Origin of the sequence: Natranaeroarchaeum aerophilus, assembly GCF_023638055.1 — an archaeon.
In the GTDB taxonomy this organism is placed as follows: domain Archaea; phylum Halobacteriota; class Halobacteria; order Halobacteriales; family Natronoarchaeaceae; genus Natranaeroarchaeum; species Natranaeroarchaeum aerophilum.
This window is the reverse complement of the sequence record NZ_JAKRVY010000001.1, coordinates 434742-452054: the sequence shown is the minus strand read 5'-3', so window position 1 is coordinate 452054 and position 17313 is coordinate 434742. Positions and strand designations below refer to the sequence as shown.

At 63.3% G+C, this 17313-nt stretch carries 19 protein-coding genes; 10 read left to right on the top strand and 9 right to left on the bottom strand.

The window, feature by feature from the left end; genetic code table 11:
- Positions 1-35 precede the first annotated feature (35 nt).
- The 3 genes from AArcSt11_RS02240 (at position 36) to AArcSt11_RS02230 (ending at position 1796) form a co-directional block, all read left to right on the top strand.
- Positions 36-449: an Lrp/AsnC family transcriptional regulator gene (locus tag AArcSt11_RS02240; protein ID WP_250594194.1), complete on the top strand. Its 414-nt coding sequence runs from the start codon at positions 36-38 to the stop codon at positions 447-449.
- 273 nt (positions 450-722) lie between these two features.
- Entirely contained in the window at positions 723-1289 is a 567-nt protein-coding gene (locus AArcSt11_RS02235; RefSeq protein ID WP_250594192.1) for an NUDIX hydrolase, read from the top strand.
- A 156-nt stretch (positions 1290-1445) separates the two neighbouring features.
- Positions 1446-1796 (top strand): DUF7853 family protein, encoded by a 351-nt coding sequence (locus tag AArcSt11_RS02230; RefSeq protein WP_250594189.1) that lies wholly within the window; start codon positions 1446-1448, stop codon positions 1794-1796.
- On the opposite strand, the gene AArcSt11_RS02225 is transcribed toward AArcSt11_RS02230, so the two are convergent.
- Genes AArcSt11_RS02225 through AArcSt11_RS02215 form a run of 3 tightly spaced genes read right to left on the bottom strand, consistent with a single transcriptional unit; the run spans position 1793 to position 3601 of the window.
- Positions 1793-2149, bottom strand: coding sequence for a DUF7977 family protein (locus AArcSt11_RS02225; RefSeq protein WP_250594187.1), 357 nt, complete (start codon positions 2147-2149; stop codon positions 1793-1795). The genes AArcSt11_RS02230 and AArcSt11_RS02225 overlap by 4 nt on opposite strands.
- Positions 2133-3179, bottom strand: a complete 1047-nt coding sequence (locus AArcSt11_RS02220) for a zinc-binding dehydrogenase (RefSeq protein ID WP_250594185.1) — start codon at positions 3177-3179, stop codon at positions 2133-2135. The genes AArcSt11_RS02225 and AArcSt11_RS02220 overlap by 17 nt, the downstream gene beginning before the upstream one ends.
- A gap of 32 nt (positions 3180-3211) precedes the next feature.
- Entirely contained in the window at positions 3212-3601 is a 390-nt protein-coding gene (locus AArcSt11_RS02215) for a DUF7987 family protein (protein ID WP_250594183.1), read from the bottom strand.
- Positions 3602-3709: 108 nt separating this feature from the next.
- Between AArcSt11_RS02215 and AArcSt11_RS02210 the strand changes: the two genes are divergently transcribed.
- Complete coding sequence (locus AArcSt11_RS02210; RefSeq protein WP_250594181.1) at positions 3710-3898, top strand: hypothetical protein; 189 nt, start codon at positions 3710-3712, stop codon at positions 3896-3898.
- Here AArcSt11_RS02210 and AArcSt11_RS02205 read toward each other — a convergent pair whose 3' ends face one another.
- Complete coding sequence (locus AArcSt11_RS02205) at positions 3899-6124, bottom strand: outer membrane protein assembly factor BamB family protein (protein WP_250594179.1); 2226 nt, start codon at positions 6122-6124, stop codon at positions 3899-3901.
- A gap of 139 nt (positions 6125-6263) precedes the next feature.
- Here AArcSt11_RS02205 and AArcSt11_RS02200 point away from each other — a divergent pair, with 139 nt between their 5' ends.
- Together AArcSt11_RS02200 and AArcSt11_RS02195 are read left to right on the top strand one after the other, a co-directional pair.
- On the top strand, positions 6264-6470 hold the full coding sequence (locus tag AArcSt11_RS02200) for a cold-shock protein (RefSeq protein ID WP_008418277.1): 207 nt from the start codon (positions 6264-6266) through the stop codon (positions 6468-6470).
- Positions 6471-6635: 165 nt separating this feature from the next.
- The gene (locus tag AArcSt11_RS02195) at positions 6636-7289 is read left to right on the top strand and encodes a MogA/MoaB family molybdenum cofactor biosynthesis protein (RefSeq protein ID WP_250594177.1); all 654 of its coding nucleotides are present in this window, start codon (positions 6636-6638) and stop codon (positions 7287-7289) included.
- Positions 7290-7311: 22 nt separating this feature from the next.
- Here AArcSt11_RS02195 and AArcSt11_RS02190 read toward each other — a convergent pair whose 3' ends face one another.
- From AArcSt11_RS02190 to pyrG, 4 genes are all read right to left on the bottom strand, one after another.
- Entirely contained in the window at positions 7312-7629 is a 318-nt protein-coding gene (locus AArcSt11_RS02190; RefSeq protein ID WP_250594175.1) for a cupin domain-containing protein, read from the bottom strand.
- 317 nt (positions 7630-7946) lie between these two features.
- On the bottom strand, positions 7947-8270 hold the full coding sequence (locus AArcSt11_RS02185; RefSeq protein WP_250594173.1) for a DUF7126 family protein: 324 nt from the start codon (positions 8268-8270) through the stop codon (positions 7947-7949).
- Positions 8270-9187 (bottom strand): glutamine-hydrolyzing GMP synthase, encoded by a 918-nt coding sequence (guaA, locus tag AArcSt11_RS02180; RefSeq protein WP_250594171.1) that lies wholly within the window; start codon positions 9185-9187, stop codon positions 8270-8272. Before guaA ends, AArcSt11_RS02185 begins: the two co-directional genes overlap by 1 nt.
- Positions 9187-10839, bottom strand: coding sequence for a CTP synthase (gene pyrG / locus AArcSt11_RS02175; protein WP_250594169.1), 1653 nt, complete (start codon positions 10837-10839; stop codon positions 9187-9189). The genes guaA and pyrG overlap by 1 nt, the downstream gene beginning before the upstream one ends.
- 161 nt (positions 10840-11000) lie before the next feature.
- Between pyrG and AArcSt11_RS02170 the strand changes: the two genes are divergently transcribed.
- The 3 genes from AArcSt11_RS02170 (at position 11001) to AArcSt11_RS02160 (ending at position 15342) form a co-directional block, all read left to right on the top strand.
- Positions 11001-12467, top strand: coding sequence for a PAS domain-containing sensor histidine kinase (locus AArcSt11_RS02170; protein ID WP_250594167.1), 1467 nt, complete (start codon positions 11001-11003; stop codon positions 12465-12467).
- A 63-nt stretch (positions 12468-12530) separates the two neighbouring features.
- Positions 12531-13886 (top strand): ATP-binding protein, encoded by a 1356-nt coding sequence (locus tag AArcSt11_RS02165; protein WP_250594165.1) that lies wholly within the window; start codon positions 12531-12533, stop codon positions 13884-13886.
- A 94-nt stretch (positions 13887-13980) separates the two neighbouring features.
- The gene (locus AArcSt11_RS02160; RefSeq protein ID WP_250594163.1) at positions 13981-15342 is read left to right on the top strand and encodes a PAS domain-containing sensor histidine kinase; all 1362 of its coding nucleotides are present in this window, start codon (positions 13981-13983) and stop codon (positions 15340-15342) included.
- 1 nt (position 15343) lies between these two features.
- On the opposite strand, the gene AArcSt11_RS02155 is transcribed toward AArcSt11_RS02160, so the two are convergent.
- Complete coding sequence (locus AArcSt11_RS02155; RefSeq protein ID WP_250594161.1) at positions 15344-16102, bottom strand: DUF7260 family protein; 759 nt, start codon at positions 16100-16102, stop codon at positions 15344-15346.
- A 157-nt stretch (positions 16103-16259) separates the two neighbouring features.
- Between AArcSt11_RS02155 and AArcSt11_RS02150 the strand changes: the two genes are divergently transcribed.
- Positions 16260-17300, top strand: a complete 1041-nt coding sequence (locus AArcSt11_RS02150; RefSeq protein ID WP_250594159.1) for a PstS family phosphate ABC transporter substrate-binding protein — start codon at positions 16260-16262, stop codon at positions 17298-17300.
- Positions 17301-17313: the final 13 nt, after the last annotated feature.

Sequence of the window (17313 nt, the reverse complement as noted above, 5' to 3'; positions counted from 1 at the left end):
TCGGTAAGTGGGGGCGGCAGAAAGGTCGGTGTATCATGGACGACCTCGATCGGTCGATACTGGATGTCCTGCGGCGCGACGCCCGGACGCCGTACACCGAGATCGCCCAGCAGGTCGACACCTCGGAGGGGACCGTCAGGAACCGCGTCGAACGGATGACCGACGACGGCGTCATCGAGCGCTTTACCGTCACAACGCGCACGGGGAACGTCAAAGCGATGATCGAGGTCAGCGTTGCGGTCGACGTCGACACCACCGCCGTCTCCGAGCGCATGACCGACTGGAACGAGGTCGACTTCGTCTGGCAGGTCAGCGGCGAGGAAGATATCGTGCTGGTCGTCGACGCTGCGGACACACAGGACCTCAACGAACTGATCACGAAAGCCCGCGAGCTTGACGACGTCGTGAGCACCGAGACGCGCCTGATTCTGGACGAGCAGCTGGGATAGTTGGTCGGGTCGGTCCATATCCGACAGGATCTCGCCGTGCGACCCGAGAGCCACACATTGTAGAAATTGTGATTGTGATATTGGGAAATATCGGATGACGTGAGCAGAATGTGTACACATTCTATAGAATTACAGCGTGAGGATGTCATCGGTTGTCGGAAATCGACTGAGAGGGAGCGCCACGGACAGCGAAAAGACGTGTAGGTCCTGTGCTGTCGTCAATCGAACCCAAAACCGAAGCCGGTTTTACGGTGGTATTCGACAGTACGCCTAATGAGCACCGAGGACGCCGACGCGCTCGAACACGAGAACGCCTCGCAGGACGTCATCGCAGTCGACGAAAACGACGAACCGCAGGGGCTGGTGAACCGGCTGGACGCCCACACCGGCGACGGGATCCGCCACCGCGCGTTTACCGCACTGATCTTCGACGGCGACGGCAACATCCTGCTCGCCCAGCGCGCTCCGAACAAGCGCCTCTGGGACACCCACTGGGACGGCACAGTCGCCTCCCACCCTGTCGAGGGCCAGACCCAGAAGGAGGCGACCCGCGAACGCCTCGAAGAGGAACTGGGCATCACCCCCGACCAGTATTCGGACCTGAGACTCACCGACCGGTTCGAGTACAAACGCTACTACGAGAACGCGGGCCTCGAACACGAGGTCTGTGCCGTACTCCAGCTCACGCTGGACGACACCTCGCTCGCCCCCGACGAGGAGGAGGTTGCCGGACTCATGTGGGTCCCCTACGAGCGCCTGCACGAGCATCCGGAGTGGTACCGGCAGCTGCGTCTCTGCCCGTGGTTCGAGATTGCGATGCGCCGGGACGTGAGCCAGTAGCGCAAATGCTCTGTTTTCGATCAGCGTTTCATCTGGTTCCAGTCACAACTGCCGGTGTGCAAATTATGAACATTGTTACCACCTAACAAGGATTTATAAACAGACGGAGCGTACCTGCAGGTAGGGCAAGCAGATGGCCGCCCAGAGGTGACAATAATGAGGAACAGCGTTCCGCGGCGTGACCGGACCCGAATCGACATGAGCCGAGCCGAACAGTGGGTCGTCCACCACGTCGTCATCGCCGAGATCGAAGCCAGCTACGAGGCCCGGGAGTCCCCACCCTGGTGGGTACTCTCGGTTCTGGAAAAGCTCGAAGACCGGCCGGTGCGCGAGCGCGATGCCGATGGCGGGCCGACATTCAGCTGTTATGAAGCCTGGCGCGTCCGGCGCGCGCTCTGTGAGTACGCGGAGTCGCCGGAGACCCCAACGGCCGATGTCACTGCGGCAGTCGGCGTCGCGCGACGCCTCGATGCGGCCTTCGTCGAGCCACCCGCGGCGATCACCTAGGGGCGAGTGGTCGCCCAGACGGCGACCGCGCCGAGCAAGAGTGCGGGTATCAGCGGCATCACGATCAGTGAGACCCGAAAGCCCAGCACGGGCGGCCGCAAGTAGACGATCAGCGGTGCAACGACGAGGGCGAACAGCATCACGCCGATCAGCACCCAGCCCCGCCAGTCGAACTCGCGATCAACTGTGTCCGGATGGGTCGGCTCGTCCATGCGCTCGCCGCCCTCGGCGTCGACGCGCTCGCCATCCTCATCGAACGCGGCCGGATCGTGGGTATAGCTGGCATCGTCGCTACCGTGGTCCCCACTGCCGTTCCTTCCATCGTCACGTTCCGCGTCAGGCGTCGAGCTCACTGTCAGGAGTTACCACTACTTTCCCAAAGCCCTCACGGTTTTCGAGCAGCTCGTGGGCCCGGGCCGTCTCGCTCATCGGCAGTCGATCCCGGATCCGCACCTCGAACTCGCCGTCCCAGACGAGGTCGAGCACGTCGTCGATTTCGCCCGCTGTCGCCATCGTCGACCCGAGTACGGAGAGCTGGTTCCAGAAGATCCGGTTGATGTTCGTCTCGGGCGCGTGGCCGGTCGTCGCACCGCAGGTGACCAGCCGACCGCCCTTCGCCAGGCTCGCCAGCGAATCGGTCCACGTCGCCGCGCCGACGTGATCGACCACGACATCCACGCCCCGCTTGCCGGTCAGGTCTCTGATCTCCTCGGCGAAGTCGTCGCGCTCGTAGTTGATGGCGTGCTCCGCGCCGATCTCCTCGGCGTACTCGCATTTCTCGTTGCTGCCTCCAGTCGCGTACACGGTCGCCCCCGCGTAGTCGGCGATCTGCACCGCAGCGTGACCCACGCCGCCGCTCGCCCCGAGCACGAGCACGTTCTCGCCCGGCGAGACGTCCGCCCGCGTGGTGAGCATCCGCCAGGCCGTCTGGAAGACAAGCGGCGCGGCCGCCGCCGTCGTCCAGTCGACGCCCTCCGGTACTGGCACGAGATTCGCTGCGGGGACGGCGGCGCGCTCGCTGTGGATCCCCGGCAGGTGCTCGCCGATGATCCGGTAGTTCACACACATCGAGTGCTCGCCGCGGCGGCAGTACCCACACTCGCCACAGTAGACGCCCGCCGCGAGCGCAACCCGGTCACCGGGCGCAAAGCGGGTGACGTCCTCGCCGACCCGCTCGACGACGCCTGCACCGTCGCTACCGGGAACGTGTGGCATGTCGAGGTCGACCCCCGGGAGCCCGCGGCGCGTCCAGACGTCGAGATGGTTCAGCGCCCCCGCCTTGACGTCGATCAGTACCTCCTCGTCCCCCGGTTTGGGCCCGGGGTACTCGCCGTACTCGATGACCTCGGTACCGCCGTGGTCGGTGAACTGGACTGCCTGCATGGCTAGGACGTCCGCGCGAACTGTGAAAAGCTCTACCGCGGATCATCCTTCTCGCGGGCGTAGCTGGTGTATTCAAGTAGCAGATGGGGCACGATCACGCCGACGAAGCCGACGACCGCGAAGACGACCTCCGAGGACAGCGCGGTAAGCTCGTAGAGGGCGAACAGCAGGACCATCGCGAGCAGTACGCAACAACCAATGATCCCGTTTTCCCGCGTGACGATTCCTTCGCGTCGGATCGTGATGTAGATTCCCGCGACGGTGAGAACGATGATACCGATCATGGTGGCTCCCAGCACGTCCATCGACCCGCTCGTCAGCCCGACCAGCAACCCGACACCGACCAGTACGAACGCGGCTGCCAGTGCGGTCGTCGCGATCGGTCCATGGAGATACTCCATCGAAGCGTCGTCGGAGGGCATGGCTCGATACAGACACCGATAATACATAAATACTGACACGATTCGACCATAAGCACGCACTGGACAGCCGTCCCAGGGGTTTTGCTCGGGCCGCCCAACCGTTCGGGTATGGAGCTCCGGTATCCGGAGACGAAACGGGGGACGACGGCGGCGTCATTTCTCGTCGCAATGGTGTTCGGCGTGGTCTTCGGCCACCTTCTCGGCGACGGCCTCGTCGATGCGTTCACCTACGGGATCGCAGTTGCTATCGGCTTTGCCATCGGCGTCTTGCTCTTTTTCGACGAGTCAGAGAAGTGATCAGGCCTCGACAAGCGACAGCACAAAGCCCCAGGTGAACTCCGTATCCAGATCAGCGTAGCCGCACTCGAAGACGTACGAACCGGGTGAGGGCGGGCCGTCGTTTTCGGGGTGAGACACCACGACGTATCGCCGTGAAAATCTCTCGGCGGGATCGACCGAGCGTCCGCCCGGCCCGTACCTCTTGTCCATATACGTGAGAAATCCGGGTCGCCACCAGCCGTCCTCGCCCTCGGTTTCCGCGTGAACGTGTGCAGGGGCGTAGATGTCGGCAGGGAACAGTACGAGGCGTGACCCGTCCGATCCACGGCCGACGTAGGCCCCCCACGGCACCGACCGATGGGCAGCAGCGCCGTACTCCTCCGGCCCGCCCGTGAGAGTGACCTCGACCAGCCCGGGATGGCTGTCGGTGATGGGTTCAAGTGGTTCGACAGAGAGATAGCCGTCGAACTCCGCGGGAGCATCGGTCTCGTCGGCCACGACGAGGTCGAACACAGGCGATCCCGTGTCGGGGGCCACTTGCTCGATATCGAGTTCGAAATCGACGTTCAGGAGCCATCGGTGGCTGTCTGCCCCGGTGTTGATCGGTATGCTTTCGAGTTCGCGAGCGTACCGGCCGGGCTGGATACCGTGGCTAGCCGGCGTAAGCCTGTACGCTCCGGTGGCCGACTCGCCCGGCTCGACAGTGACCTCTGGCCGCTCGGGGGGCTCCATGTCCCATCTGTTATCCCCCGACTCGTACGCGTCGCTCCAGAGACGGATCGTAGAGTCAGTGGACTCATCCTGTACCTCGATCGCCCCGAACGGCCACGCAAACCCGCGAAATCCCGTCGGTGTCAGTGAGACAGTTGTCTCACCGGTCGTGGCCAGCGTGAACTCGATCGCTACCTGCCCTTCCTCGTCGACGACGTCGAAGGTGGCGTCGAACGGCGGCTCCTCGTCCTGAACTACTTCGGCGGTCGCCGTCGCCGCAACCTCGTACCCCTCGGTGCCGAAGTAGAACTCGTGGTTCATATACTCGGGCGCTGGCGGGTCGGCGTCGGGGTCAAGCTCCGGATGTCCGGCAAGCGCGTCCGGCCCATCCTCGCTGAACGACAGCAGTCGCCCGCCGACGCTCGCCAGTACTGTGCCGTCGGCGATGGCAGGTGTGCCCACGGTCCACTGTGTTGGTCGAACCCAGCGACGGTCGCCAGTAGTGCTATCGAGCGCGTACAGCCGGAAGTCGGTACCGGCGACGTAGACCGTCCCATCATCAACGACTGGCGTCAGCAACCCGGCACCGGTGTCGCTCGCGAACTGCCACTCGATCGTGCCGCTCGATCGATCGAGTGCGACGAGACCGGGCGATCGATCGCCAGTGTCCCCCTCGCCGACGCCGACGTACAGGCGATCCCCGTCGAGCGCCGGGCTGGAAGACTGGTAGGCACCGGACTGTTCCCACTCGCGTTCGCCAGTCGTCGCATCGACCGCGATGAGGCCCTCCTCGTGGACTGCGTACACTCGCTTCGGTCCGACCGCTGGCGTGACAGCCTCGATGTCGGAGTCGCTATCGAGCGCCCAGATCGTCTCGCCGGTCTCGGTGTCGAGCGCATAAAGCGTCTCACGACTGGCGAGATAGAGTCGGCCGTCACGCACTATCGGCGGCGATCGCCCGTCGATTTCGCGGGCACAGCGTTCCTCGCCGGTATCCGGATCGATTGCGAACAGGTGAGGGTCCTCCGGGCCCGGAGACAGCACCGCGTACACCACATCGCCCGTGACGGCGACCCCGGTCTGGCTGTCGCCCTGCACGTACCCGCCACCCTGAACCCACATCTCCTCGCCCGTCTCCCGGTCGAACGCGTGAACGCCGCGCTCGTTGGCGGCGAAAACGTGTTCACCCGTCACGCCGATTGGCCCCTCGATCGAGTAGGAATCCAGTTCCGTCGTCCACCGCCGATCGCCGGTCTCGACGTCGAACGCATGCAGTTGTGACTTGCGGAGCCCACTGACGAGGTACGCAATACCGTCATTGACGACTGGCTGTGTCACCTGCCCCCACGTGTTCGAGAGCCAGTCGACGACGGTGACGTCGTCGGGAGGTGACGCGGACGGCTGCCACCCGCTATTGGCGAGGTCGGTGTCAAGCAGCGCGACGCCATCATGGGAAGAAAAGAGACCGAAACAGCCGGCCGTGCCGACAGCGAACGAGCCGGTTGCCGCACCGAGGAACGTGCGACGATCCATATTCAAATCGAATATTCCCCCGCAAAATAAGCGTTCCGAGGAGCGGAACGGTCGAACGTACGCACCGATCCCGGTGGCGGGTCATGGTACCCCGACCCTCGCAAGGGTTATCCCTCATCCACCCCTCTGTCTGTTTGTAATGGCAAACGGTAAGGTTGATTTCTTCAACGACACAGGCGGCTACGGTTTCATTTCGACAGACGACGGCGACCTCGACGACGACGAAGACGTGTTCTTCCACATGGAAGACGTCGGCGGCGAAGACCTCACCGAAGGTACTGAGGTCGAGTTCGACATCGAGTCCTCGCCCAAGGGGCCTCGCGCAGCGAACGTCGTCCGACAATAAGCTGTCGTTCACAGCGACGGACAACACTCACAGTTTTTTGGCAGACTACACCGCCGAGCTGTCGCTCTCTGCAACGCTGTATCGACCAATATAGCCTGATAGGGATGATTCCAGAGCCGGATTTCCTGACAAGGAATTTTGGTGGCGGGATTCGAACGCCCTCGCATGGTCGATTTCCAGCAACGCGACACATCCCGTGGCCTGAGCGACGACGCCGAGGACGAGAACGGCGACGAGCAGGATTCGAACGAGCACGCTCCCGACGACGGGGACGCCCAGCACGACGACAACACTGAGGAGCACCACCACGAACACGACGAGGGCCACGACCACCATCACCACGACGTCGAATCGCTCGGCGCGGCGGTCGTCACCGTCTCGACCTCACGGACGCTCGACGACGATCCGGCCGGGGACGCCATCGCTGCAGCGTTCGAGAGCGAGGGCCACGAGGTCGTCGCGCGCGAACTGGTCGGGGACGCCCACGGCGCGGTCCGGGACACCGTCGACGTCCTGGCGGCGCGCGAAGACGTCGATGTCGTCGTCACCACAGGCGGTACCGGCGTCACGCCCGACGATGTGACGATCGAGGCCGTCTCCGCACTGTTCACAAAGGAACTGCCCGGCTTCGGCGAACTGTTCCGGATGCTCTCCTACGACGAGATCGGCACCCGGATCGTCGGGACGCGAGCGACCGCGGGCATCGTCGAGGAGACGCCCGTGTTCTGTCTGCCGGGCAGCGAGAACGCCGCACGGCTAGGTGCCGAGGCGATCATCGTCGAGGAGGCAGGCCATCTCGCCGGGCTGGCGGGGCGCTAGGTTACGCGGGCAGGGCAGTAGGCTACGAGGGTAGCGGACAGAGGCTCGCGGTCAGCACCGCAGTCTCGTCCGTGTCATTGCGCGCGCCGTGGGCGACCCCGCGCCCGTGAAGCACGACGCCGGGCGCGGAAATCGTCTCCTCCTCGCCGTCCTGGATCACCGTCACTTCGCCCTCAATGATATGAAATACGTTCGTCGCGTCGGCGTGTTCGTGTGGCGATAGCTCCGCGCCGGGACCGAGCGCGAACGCCTTGACTAGTACGTCGTCGGTCACGACGACTTCTGCGTCGAGGAGTTCTCCGTCGGACGGGTCGAGGTCGGGTAGCTGATCGAGTGTCATCGATCGATGCTAGCGGCTGCCGGTGTCATAACAGTTCCCTGACCGGGGCTGCAACCGACACCGTTCAAACTGTCTAAATATCGTTCAAAATCGGCGTGTACGGAACGATTCCGAGCGTGGGGAATTCACCATCGCTGCCAGGGTCAACGCCGGTACTTAATTCGGATAAAACGCGCAAACGAAGGTAAATACACGGCAACTGTCTCCGGGCCTTACATACCATCCGGGACACGTCACGAGTGCGCCATGTCAGAGCGCCCCGGGACAGTCCGTCGAGGGCTGCCCGGGTTTGCGGGGCGTACGGAAACGGATCGTCGCTATTCCGCTGCCAGTTCTTCAGCAACCGTTTCGGCCCCCAGCAGCTCGGGATCGACCGCGAGATCCGTCTGTGCGCTGGCGAACTCCGGCAGGGACTGGCGGTCGTAGACGACTGCTCGGACGTCGTCGTTGATGTCCTTCGCGATCGCAATCGCCGTCGCCTGCTCGACATCAGTGAGGACCAGCAATGCGGCCCGGTGGACGCCCGCTTCTTCGAGTTTGGGACGGGTGGCCAGGCCATCGATCGCTGTGACTTCGACGCCCTGCTCACGGAGCTGTTCGCCCAGATCGTCCGGGTCGGGACCTGCGAGAATCGCGTACATTACTCGTACTCGATGGTCGCGGGCGGTTTGTGGGTGACGTCGTAGACGACGCGGGCGACGTTCTCGTGGGAGCCAGTGATCCGGCTCTGGATGCGCTGGAGCGTCTCCCAGTCGATCTCCTGTGCGCGTGCGGTCATGCCGTCACGCGATTCGACGGACCGGACTGAGACGACCCAGCCGTGGACGCGGTTGTCGCCTTTGACGCCCGTGGCCTTGCCGATCACTGCGGCCAGCGCCTGCCACGGCTCGTACTCCTCTAGTTCTTCCTCGACGACGTGGTTCGCTTCACGGGCGACTTCGAGCTTTTCGGCGGTGATCTCGCCGATGATCCGCACGGCGAGACCGGGGCCGGGGAACGGCATCCGCTCGGCGACGAGGGCGTCCAGATCGAGTTCGCGGGCGACCTCCCGTACTTCGTCCTTGTAGAGATCACGCATCGGCTCGACGATCCCCTCGAAGTCGACGACCTCGGGCAGGCCACCGACGTTGTGGTGGGATTTGATCGTGCCTTCGCTCTCGATCCGGTCGGGGTAGATCGTTCCCTGCACGAGATAGTCGGCGTCGACGTCTTTCGCGACCGTCTCGAACTCCCGGATGAACTGCTCGCCGATGATGTGGCGTTTCTCCTCGGGATCGGTCGTCTCGCCGAGCGCGTCGAGAAATCGCTCCTGTGCGTCGACGATCCGCAGCGAGTCCATATACGAGAACGTCTCGCGGATCTGCTCGGTTTCGCCCTTGCGCATCAGGCCGGTGTCGACGTACACAGCCGTGAGCTGGTCGCCGATGGCCTCGTAGGCCAGCGCCGCGGCAGTCGAGGAGTCGACCCCGCCCGACAGCGCGATGACCGCGTTTTCGTCGCCGACTGCGTCTTCGATCTCTGTGACTTTCTCCGTGATGAATGAATCTACGTCTACCATTATAGTTCGACCTCCGTCTGTTCGGTGTCCTCGACCTGTTCGACCATCGCGTCAAGCAGCCCGACAAATGGCGGGCTCGCCCGCGTCGGCCGCGAGCGGAACTCGGGATGGAACTGCGTCCCGAAGAAGTAGGGATGATCGGCGAGTTCGACGATCTCCATGCGATTGTTGGATGTACCCGAGAAGACGAGACCCGCCTCTTCCAGCTCGTCGATGTATTCGGGGTTGACCTCGTAGCGGTGGCGATGGCGTTCGGTACAGGACATCTCGCCGTAGACCTCGTGGGCCAGCGTTCCGGCCTCGATATCGGTCTCGTGTGCGCCCAGTCGCATCGTCCCGCCCATGTCCTCGACCTCGTACTGCTCGGGCAGGATGTCGATGATCGGGTGGGGTGTGTCCTCCTCGATCTCGGCGGAGTGTGCGCCCTCCAGTCCGAGGACGTTTCGGGCGTACTCGACGACCGCCATCTGGAAGCCGAGACAGAGCCCGAGGTAGGGGACGTCGTTCTCGCGGGCGTATCGGACCGCCTCGATCTTCCCCTCCGTGCCCCGGGAGCCGAAGCCACCGGGAACGACGATGCCGTCCAGATCATCGAGCTGGCCGTCGTGGCCGTCCGCAAGCTCCTCGGAGTGGACCCACGTAACCTCCACGTCGACGCTCGCTTCGAGCCCGGCGTGTTTCAGCGCCTCGTGGATCGACATGTAGGCGTCTTCGAGGCCGTACTTGCCGACGAGACCGATCTCGACATCGCCCGTGGTGGGCTGGGTGACGACCTCGCGCCACTCGTTATCACGTTCCTCCGGCGGAAGCGCGGCGTCGGCGAGTCCGAGCCGCTCCATGACGTACTCGTCGAGACCCTCTTCTTCGACCATCAGCGGGACGTGATAGATGTCCTCGACGTCGGGGTTCGAGAAGACGGCCTCCATCGGCACGTCACAGAACAGCGCGATCTTCTCTTTGGTATCGAGATCCAGCCGGTCCTCACAGCGCCCGACGAGGATGTCGGGCTGGAGACCGATCGAGCGCAGTTCCTTGACGCTGTGCTGAGTGGGTTTGGTCTTCTGCTCGCCGTTTTTCGAGTAGGGGACGAGCGTGACGTGTGTAAAGAGAATGTCGTCGTCGTCTTCCTCGTGGGCGAACTGGCGCAGCGCTTCGAGATACGGCATCCCCTCGATGTCCCCGACTGTGCCGCCGACCTCGATGAGACAGACGTCGGTGCCCTCGGCGGCCTCGCGGATCCGCCGCTTGATGTCGTCGGTGATGTGGGGGATGATCTGGACGGTCTTGCCGAGATAATCGCCCGCGCGCTCTTTTTCGATGACGTGCTTGTACGTCTTCCCCGTCGTGACGTTGTGGTCGAAGGTCATGTCGATGTCGAGGAACCGCTCGTAGTTCCCGAGATCGAGGTCGACCTCGCCGCCGTCTTTTAACACGTACACCTCGCCGTGCTGGTAGGGGTTCATCGTGCCCGCATCCACATTGAGATACGGGTCGATCTTTACTGCCGTGACGTCGAACCCGGCGTTTTTCAGGAGTCGGCCCGTGCTGGCGGCCGTAATCCCCTTGCCGAGTCCCGACATCACGCCCCCGGTGACGAAAACGAACTTGTTCCCGAGGGTCGGGTCGTACTCAGTGTCCGATTCGGTCGGCATACCGACCTTCCGCGAGCGTGGGTCAAAATGATTTCGGACGGCGGCCAGCGCGCCAGTCCGTAACACCCCTTCGAGCGCAACGCTTACGCGTCTGTATACGGTTCTATGATGATAGTTGTGAGTTACGTGATCGATCAGTCCTCCGCTGGCGGCCATCGAGTATGACCGGAGATTCCCCGTCACCGGACGCGCTCGCTCGCGCCCTTGCCGACGCCGACGGCGTCCCGTATCGTCGCCGAACGGACGGTGGGCACCGCCTCGAATCGGGTGGGGGACAGATCGGCGCGCTGCTTGGCCTGTCGACGGCTCCGGAGCGCTGGCTGGATCACGTCCACCCGGCCGATCAGGAGGACGTGCGGGCGGCGGTCGGGAGAGCAGGCGGGGAGCCGACCACCGTGACCTATCGCATCCGAACCGACGGCGGCTGGACGCGCTGGGTTCGGGACCGCTTCGCGCGACATGACGACGACCAGATCGAGGGTGTTTGCTTCGAGGTCACCCAGGAGATCGCGCACCGCGAGTCCCTCGAACGGGACGCCGAGCTGCTCGACGACATCTTCGAACACGTGCCGATCCACGTCTACATCAAAGACGAGGAGGCCCGCCACCAGTACGTAAGCGACCACATCGACTTTCCGGAGGAAGTGATCGGCAAGCGCGATATCGACATCGGCTTCACTGAACCCGAATCAGGACGGCGCGCCTACGAGGACGACATGCGAGTGATCGAGACCGACGAGACGATCCTCGATCAGGAGGAACACTACCCGGCGGTTGGCGAGTGGGATCTCACCTCGAAGGTCCCGATCTACGACGAGGACGGCGAGACGATGGGGCTACTCGGGGCAACCAGACGGATCACCGAGCGAAAACAGGCGAAGGCAGAGCTCGAACGAAAGACCGAGCGTCTCGAACAGTTCGTCGACATCGTCAGCCACGATATCCGGAACCCGTTATCGGTCGCACGGGGCTACGCGGAGCTGATCGAGGAGCCCGACGCCGAGACCGAGTACGTCGAACAGGTCAGGCAGTCGATCGAGCGGGCAAACGCCATCCTCGACGACGTGCTGGCGCTTTCTCGACAGGGTGCGGCCGACCTCGATCCCGAGGTACTCCAGCTGTCGACCGCCGCAGAGACCGCCTGGTCACACGTCGAGACGGCCGAGGCCACGCTCTCGCTGCCCGACGAGGACCTGGAGTTCCGGGGCGACCGGTCACAGCTCGCGCGGGCGCTGGAGAATCTGTTCAAGAACGCCGTAGAACACGGCTCTACGAGCCCTGACTCGCAGGCTCAGCAGGACGCTGTGGAACACGGTTCCACAAGCCCTGACTCGAAAACTCGTCAGGACGCCGTAGAGCACGGCGGCGAGACGGTTACAATTACCGTCGAGCGGATCGAGGACGGCTTCGCAGTCGAAGATGACGGACCCGGCATCCCAGCGGAAGAGCGCGAGCGTGTCTTCGAACAGCAGTACACGACAGCCGAGACTGGAACCGGGTTTGGCCTCGCAATCGTTGAGCAGGTCATCGACGCTCACGGCTGGGAGATCGACCTGTCTGCGAGCGCTTCCGGCGGTGCCCGCTTCGAGATCACCGGCGTCGACGTCGTGGGGAGCCGAGACGACTAGCCGAGAGCGCCCGAACGCTTAGTATCATGGCGGCGAGAACTATCACCGACACACCCGAGACTGATGACAGAGCACAGCATCGACGACGTGCCTGCAGCGCTCGCCGGCGGTCGCCAGTACCGCCGCCGTCTGGGCGACGGCCAGCGTGTGCTGTCGCTGGACGACGGCCCTGCTCCAGCACTCGACATCCTCGACCAGCGGACCTCGGACCCCGACTGGCTCGATATCGTCCATCCCGACGACCGGGATGCAGTGAAGGCGGTCGGATCCCTGAACCCGGGCGAGAGCGTCGACCTGCGCTATCGGCTCGGGACCGACGATCCGGTCTGGGTGCGTGATGTCGCCGCAGTGCCGCAGGATCACGCAGACGTGCTCGATGGTATCCTGTTCGATGTCACCGAGGACGAGCGACGACACCAGGAGCTCAAAACGGAGTCGCACCTGCTCGACCAGCTCTTCGAGTCGATCCCGGTTCATCTCTATGTGAAAGACGACGATGGAGTCCACCTGCGCGTGAGCGACCACCTCGAAAAGCGAGTGGAGTTCGTGGGCAAAACCGATGCCGAGATCGCTGCGGACAGCGATCCGCGTGGGGAGCGCGGTCTCCGTGACGATAGACAGGTCATCGAGTCCGGCGAGCCGATCCTCGATCAGGAGGAGTACCTGCCGGGGCTCGATCAGTGGAGCCTCACCTCGAAAGTGCCCTGGACCGACGAGAACGGCGAGGTGCAGGGGATCATCGGCGTCTCGCGAGACATCACCGAGCGCAAGCGCGCCGAAAAGCAGCTCCGCGAGGAAACCGACCGGTTAGAGGAGTTTGCCGATATCGTCGCCCACGACATCCGAAACCCGCTCACGGCGGCGCTTGGTCGGCTCGAACTCGCGGAATCAACCGGTGATCCGGCACATCTCGATGAGACCATCGACGCGCTCGATCAGGCTGATGCCATCATCGACGACGTGTTGACGCTCGCTCGCCACGACCCCGACATCGATCCGGAATGGGTCTCCCTCCAGCGGCTCTGTCACGGTGCGGCCCACTCGATTACCGCGCCACGCGCCAAGATCGACTTCCCCGCGGACCGGGAGGTGCTGGCCGACCGTTCCCAGCTCCGTCGGCTGCTCGAAAACCTGTTTACCAACGCGGTCCAGCACGGCGGCACGGAGGTTCGGATCGACGTCGAGCTGCTGGACGAGGGCTTTGCCGTCGCCGACGACGGCCCCGGTATTTCTCAGGAAGAGCGCGAGCGAGTGTTCGAGGAATCGTACACGACACATCCCGACGGGACGGGCTTTGGCCTGCCGATCGTCGCCGAAATCGTCGAGGCTCACGGCTGGCAGATTCATCTCACGAGCCCCGAGAGCGGCGGCACACGGATCGAAATTACCGGCGTCGAGCGACGAGATGCCGACCGATAGCTCGTGTCGGATCCAGAACATTTAGTAGCGTTCATTCGCTGCGTACAGTAGACGCATCGGGCGGCAGTACGGTTGCAGTACGTCAGATTCGAGCATGTTCGATTCACCGCTCAAAGCCGTCGTTGACGAGACGCCAGGAACCGTGTACCGACGGTCCAGTTCCCGACCACAGCCAGTCGAGCGAGCGACGCCCGGCCTGCAGGAGCTTTTGGGCCTCGAAGCGTCCGATCTCGACGGCGACGAGCGGGGCTGGCTCGATATCGTCGTCGAGGACGACCGACCGGCGCTCGTCGACGTGGTGAGCGAGCCGCCACGAGAGGATGTCGAGACGATTTCCTACCGGATCGAGACCGACTGTGGTGACGAACGCTGGGTCCGTGACCGATTTCGGGCAGTCTCGGACGAGCAGATCGAGGGATTCGTCGTCGATGTTACGTCGTCGATGCAGGAGCGACGTGAACTCAAAGCGGAGGTCAACCGGCTCGATACGGTCTTCGAGTCCATCCCGGCCCACGTCTACGTCAAGGATCGCGATGGCCGTCACGTCCGGGTGAGCAAGCATCTCGAGTTCGCGGAGGATGTGGTGGGAAAAACGGATCTAGAAGTCGAGGGGATCGCGGACGAACACATCGAGGAGAGCTACGCCGATGATATGCGGGTGGTCGAGGAGGACGTCGCGATCATCGACAAAGAAGAGTATCTGCCGGAGATCCAGCAGTGGAATCGGACGTCGAAACAGCCGCTCCGTGTCGACGATGAGGTGGTCGGACTTGTCGGGATCACACGGCGGATTACTGACCGGAAACTGACAGAGCAGGAGCTACAGCGGCGGACTGGGCGGTTAGAGGAGTTTGCAGAGGCGCTCACACACGACATCAGGAACCCGTTGAATATCGCCAGAGGACACGCCGAGCTCGCCATGGAGACCGGCGATCAATCACACGTCAACGAAGTCGTCGCATCTCTCGATCGGATGGACGAGATCATCGACGATGTCATTGCACTCTCACAGGCTGAGGGAGTCGATCTCGACACCACGACGGTGTTGATATCCGATGTCTGTCAGGATGCATGGCGGAGTGTCAGCGCGATCGATGCCTCACTGTCGCTGCCGGATCAAGAAATCCTCGTGGAGGCAGATCGGTCACAGCTATCCAGAGTCCTCGAAAACCTGTTCAGAAACTCCGTCAAGCACGCCGGGTCCGACGTTTCGATCGAGGTCGAAGCGGTCGAATCCGGCGGTGCCGTAACTGGATTCGCAGTCGAGGACGACGGACCCGGGATCCCTCCTGATGAGCGCGAAAACGTCTTCGAGACACAGTACACCATCGCGGACAATGGCTCCGGGGTTGGCCTCTCAATCGTGACGGATATCGTCGAGGCACATAACTGGACGATCTCGGTTACTGACGGGGCGGACGGCGGCGCACGCTTCGAGATCACCGGCGTCGAATGAGCTACGACGCTTCTGCGAGCCGGCGCTCGGCACGCTCGATCGAGCGATCGATGACGTCGGCCAGACGCGCGTACACGGCGAGCAGCGGGAACGTCGTCTCGCAGTACTGGTAGAGATACTCCGCGAGACCGGTCATTGGATCGGGCAGTTCGCGGCGCTGCTGTTCGAGAAAGTCCTGGCGCTCGTCGACCAGTTCGTCACACTCCGCACGGAGATCGAGGAGTCGTTCGCGGGTGAGCCGGAGGCTGTTGAACTCCATCCGGTCGATCGGCTGGTCGAGGATCGAATCGATCCGCTCTATGGTGTCGACCACCGTCCGTTCGGCCTCGTCGAGGCGCTCTTCTTCCCCGTCGATCAGGGCGAGCACCCGCTTTCGGGTTCTGATCGCCTCGTTCGTCGTCGTGATGAGGCTTCGTTTCAGGGGTGGATGGAGCGACTGGCTGCCGACCACGGCCGCGGAAACCTCCTCGCCCAGTTCGCCGGCCATGTGCTCGGGCAGGGACTCGTCGTACGCAAGCTCGAAGTGCGAGACGCTCATCACGGTCTCGGAGTAGGCATCCCGGACCGCCTGCAGGCTCGCGGAGGTCGGTTCCGCCACCGGCGCTTTCGGCCGGTTCGGCGTCGGCTGCGTGGCATCGAGATCGACCACCCGCTCGCCGAAGGCCGTGAACGCATCGACCTCCTCGCGCAACTGACGGCGCTCGCGCTTGAGCGCCCGTCTTGCGGCGTCGATCGGTCCTGTCGGTGTGTTCGCCCCCACGTCGGTCGTAGGTCGGCGGGTTGGGAGTATAAATCTGTCTCACGGCCCGTCGAACTATGTAGTGGAACATAGTGATATAGCATACAATATATAGATACAGGTTCAAATATATAGCTCATAGCAGCCTACTTATTGGAATTTCCCATATCGGTACTCGATGGCACAGAACCCATCGGACACGGGCGACAGCACCGGACGAACTGACAGCACGCGACGAACGTTTCTCGCCTCCGCGGGCGTGGTCGGCGGGCTGGCACTGGCGGGCTGTCTCGGCGGCGCTGACGGCGAAATTTCGGGAACGATCGACGCGTCGGGATCGAACACCGTCGCACCGATCACGGACTGGGCGGGCGAAAACTTCGCCAACGAGTATCCGGACGTGCTCGTCGACGTCGCGCCGGAGGGGACCGGTGCGGGGTTCCAGGAGTTCTGTCGCGGGAACTCCGGGGTCCAGAGTGCGAGCCGCCAGATCTCCGAGGACGAAATCGATCTCTGTGGGGAAAACGACGTGGAGTACGGGTTCCTCGAGGTCGGGCTCGACGGCCTGTCGGTCGTGAAAAACTCCGAGAACGACTGGGTCGACAACATCACGCTCGAGGAACTCGAGCTGATCTGGGAGTTCGAGGCGACCGACGAGATTACACAGTGGAGCGACGTCCGCGACGAGTGGCCCGACGAGGAGATGCAGCTCCACGCCCGGGACAGCGCGTCCGGGACCTTCGATTACTTCACCGAAAATATCAACGGCGATGTCGGCGACATTCGAGACGACTACTCCGCGACCAGTGCAACCAACGAGATCATGAACGCCGTGGCCGGGAACCTACACGGCTTTGGCTGGGGCGGACTCGGCTATCTGGCCGACATTCGGGACGACGAGCCGATCGAGGCGGTCCCCGTCGAGAGCGACGCCGACGGCGAGTTCTATCTGCCCACCGAGGAAAACATCGAAGAGGGGCTGTACTCCCCGCTTGCCCGACCGCTCTTTGCGTTTGTCAATCTGGCGAGCCTCGAGGAGAATCCCGATCTCATCGGCTCGTTCGCCCGGTTCTACGCCAACAACGCCCAGGAGTTCGCCCGCGACGAGGGATTCTTTGCGGCACCCGACGAGGTCACCGAGGAGAACCACGACAAGATCGACAGCTGGCTCGATCAGGTCGGCGTGGACCCGGACGAGCTCACCGTCCAGCGTGAGTAATCACGAGGGAACC

What these genes read in the sequence shown, in the direction of transcription:
- AArcSt11_RS02240 (WP_250594194.1), top strand. Translation starts at nt 36, where the DNA reads ATGGACGACCTCGATCGGTCGATACTGGATGTCCTGCGGCGCGACGCC.
- AArcSt11_RS02235 (WP_250594192.1), top strand. Translation starts at nt 723, where the DNA reads ATGAGCACCGAGGACGCCGACGCGCTCGAACACGAGAACGCCTCGCAG.
- AArcSt11_RS02230 (WP_250594189.1), top strand. Translation starts at nt 1,446, where the DNA reads ATGAGGAACAGCGTTCCGCGGCGTGACCGGACCCGAATCGACATGAGC.
- AArcSt11_RS02220 (WP_250594185.1), bottom strand. Translation starts at nt 3,179, where the DNA reads ATGCAGGCAGTCCAGTTCACCGACCACGGCGGTACCGAGGTCATCGAG.
- AArcSt11_RS02215 (WP_250594183.1), bottom strand. Translation starts at nt 3,601, where the DNA reads ATGCCCTCCGACGACGCTTCGATGGAGTATCTCCATGGACCGATCGCG.
- AArcSt11_RS02210 (WP_250594181.1), top strand. Translation starts at nt 3,710, where the DNA reads ATGGAGCTCCGGTATCCGGAGACGAAACGGGGGACGACGGCGGCGTCA.
- AArcSt11_RS02205 (WP_250594179.1), bottom strand. Translation starts at nt 6,124, where the DNA reads ATGGATCGTCGCACGTTCCTCGGTGCGGCAACCGGCTCGTTCGCTGTC.
- AArcSt11_RS02200 (WP_008418277.1), top strand. Translation starts at nt 6,264, where the DNA reads ATGGCAAACGGTAAGGTTGATTTCTTCAACGACACAGGCGGCTACGGT.
- AArcSt11_RS02195 (WP_250594177.1), top strand. Translation starts at nt 6,636, where the DNA reads ATGGTCGATTTCCAGCAACGCGACACATCCCGTGGCCTGAGCGACGAC.
- AArcSt11_RS02190 (WP_250594175.1), bottom strand. Translation starts at nt 7,629, where the DNA reads ATGACACTCGATCAGCTACCCGACCTCGACCCGTCCGACGGAGAACTC.
- AArcSt11_RS02185 (WP_250594173.1), bottom strand. Translation starts at nt 8,270, where the DNA reads ATGTACGCGATTCTCGCAGGTCCCGACCCGGACGATCTGGGCGAACAG.
- guaA (WP_250594171.1), bottom strand. Translation starts at nt 9,187, where the DNA reads ATGGTAGACGTAGATTCATTCATCACGGAGAAAGTCACAGAGATCGAA.
- pyrG (WP_250594169.1), bottom strand. Translation starts at nt 10,839, where the DNA reads ATGCCGACCGAATCGGACACTGAGTACGACCCGACCCTCGGGAACAAG.
- AArcSt11_RS02170 (WP_250594167.1), top strand. Translation starts at nt 11,001, where the DNA reads ATGACCGGAGATTCCCCGTCACCGGACGCGCTCGCTCGCGCCCTTGCC.
- AArcSt11_RS02165 (WP_250594165.1), top strand. Translation starts at nt 12,531, where the DNA reads ATGACAGAGCACAGCATCGACGACGTGCCTGCAGCGCTCGCCGGCGGT.
- AArcSt11_RS02160 (WP_250594163.1), top strand. Translation starts at nt 13,981, where the DNA reads ATGTTCGATTCACCGCTCAAAGCCGTCGTTGACGAGACGCCAGGAACC.
- AArcSt11_RS02150 (WP_250594159.1), top strand. Translation starts at nt 16,260, where the DNA reads ATGGCACAGAACCCATCGGACACGGGCGACAGCACCGGACGAACTGAC.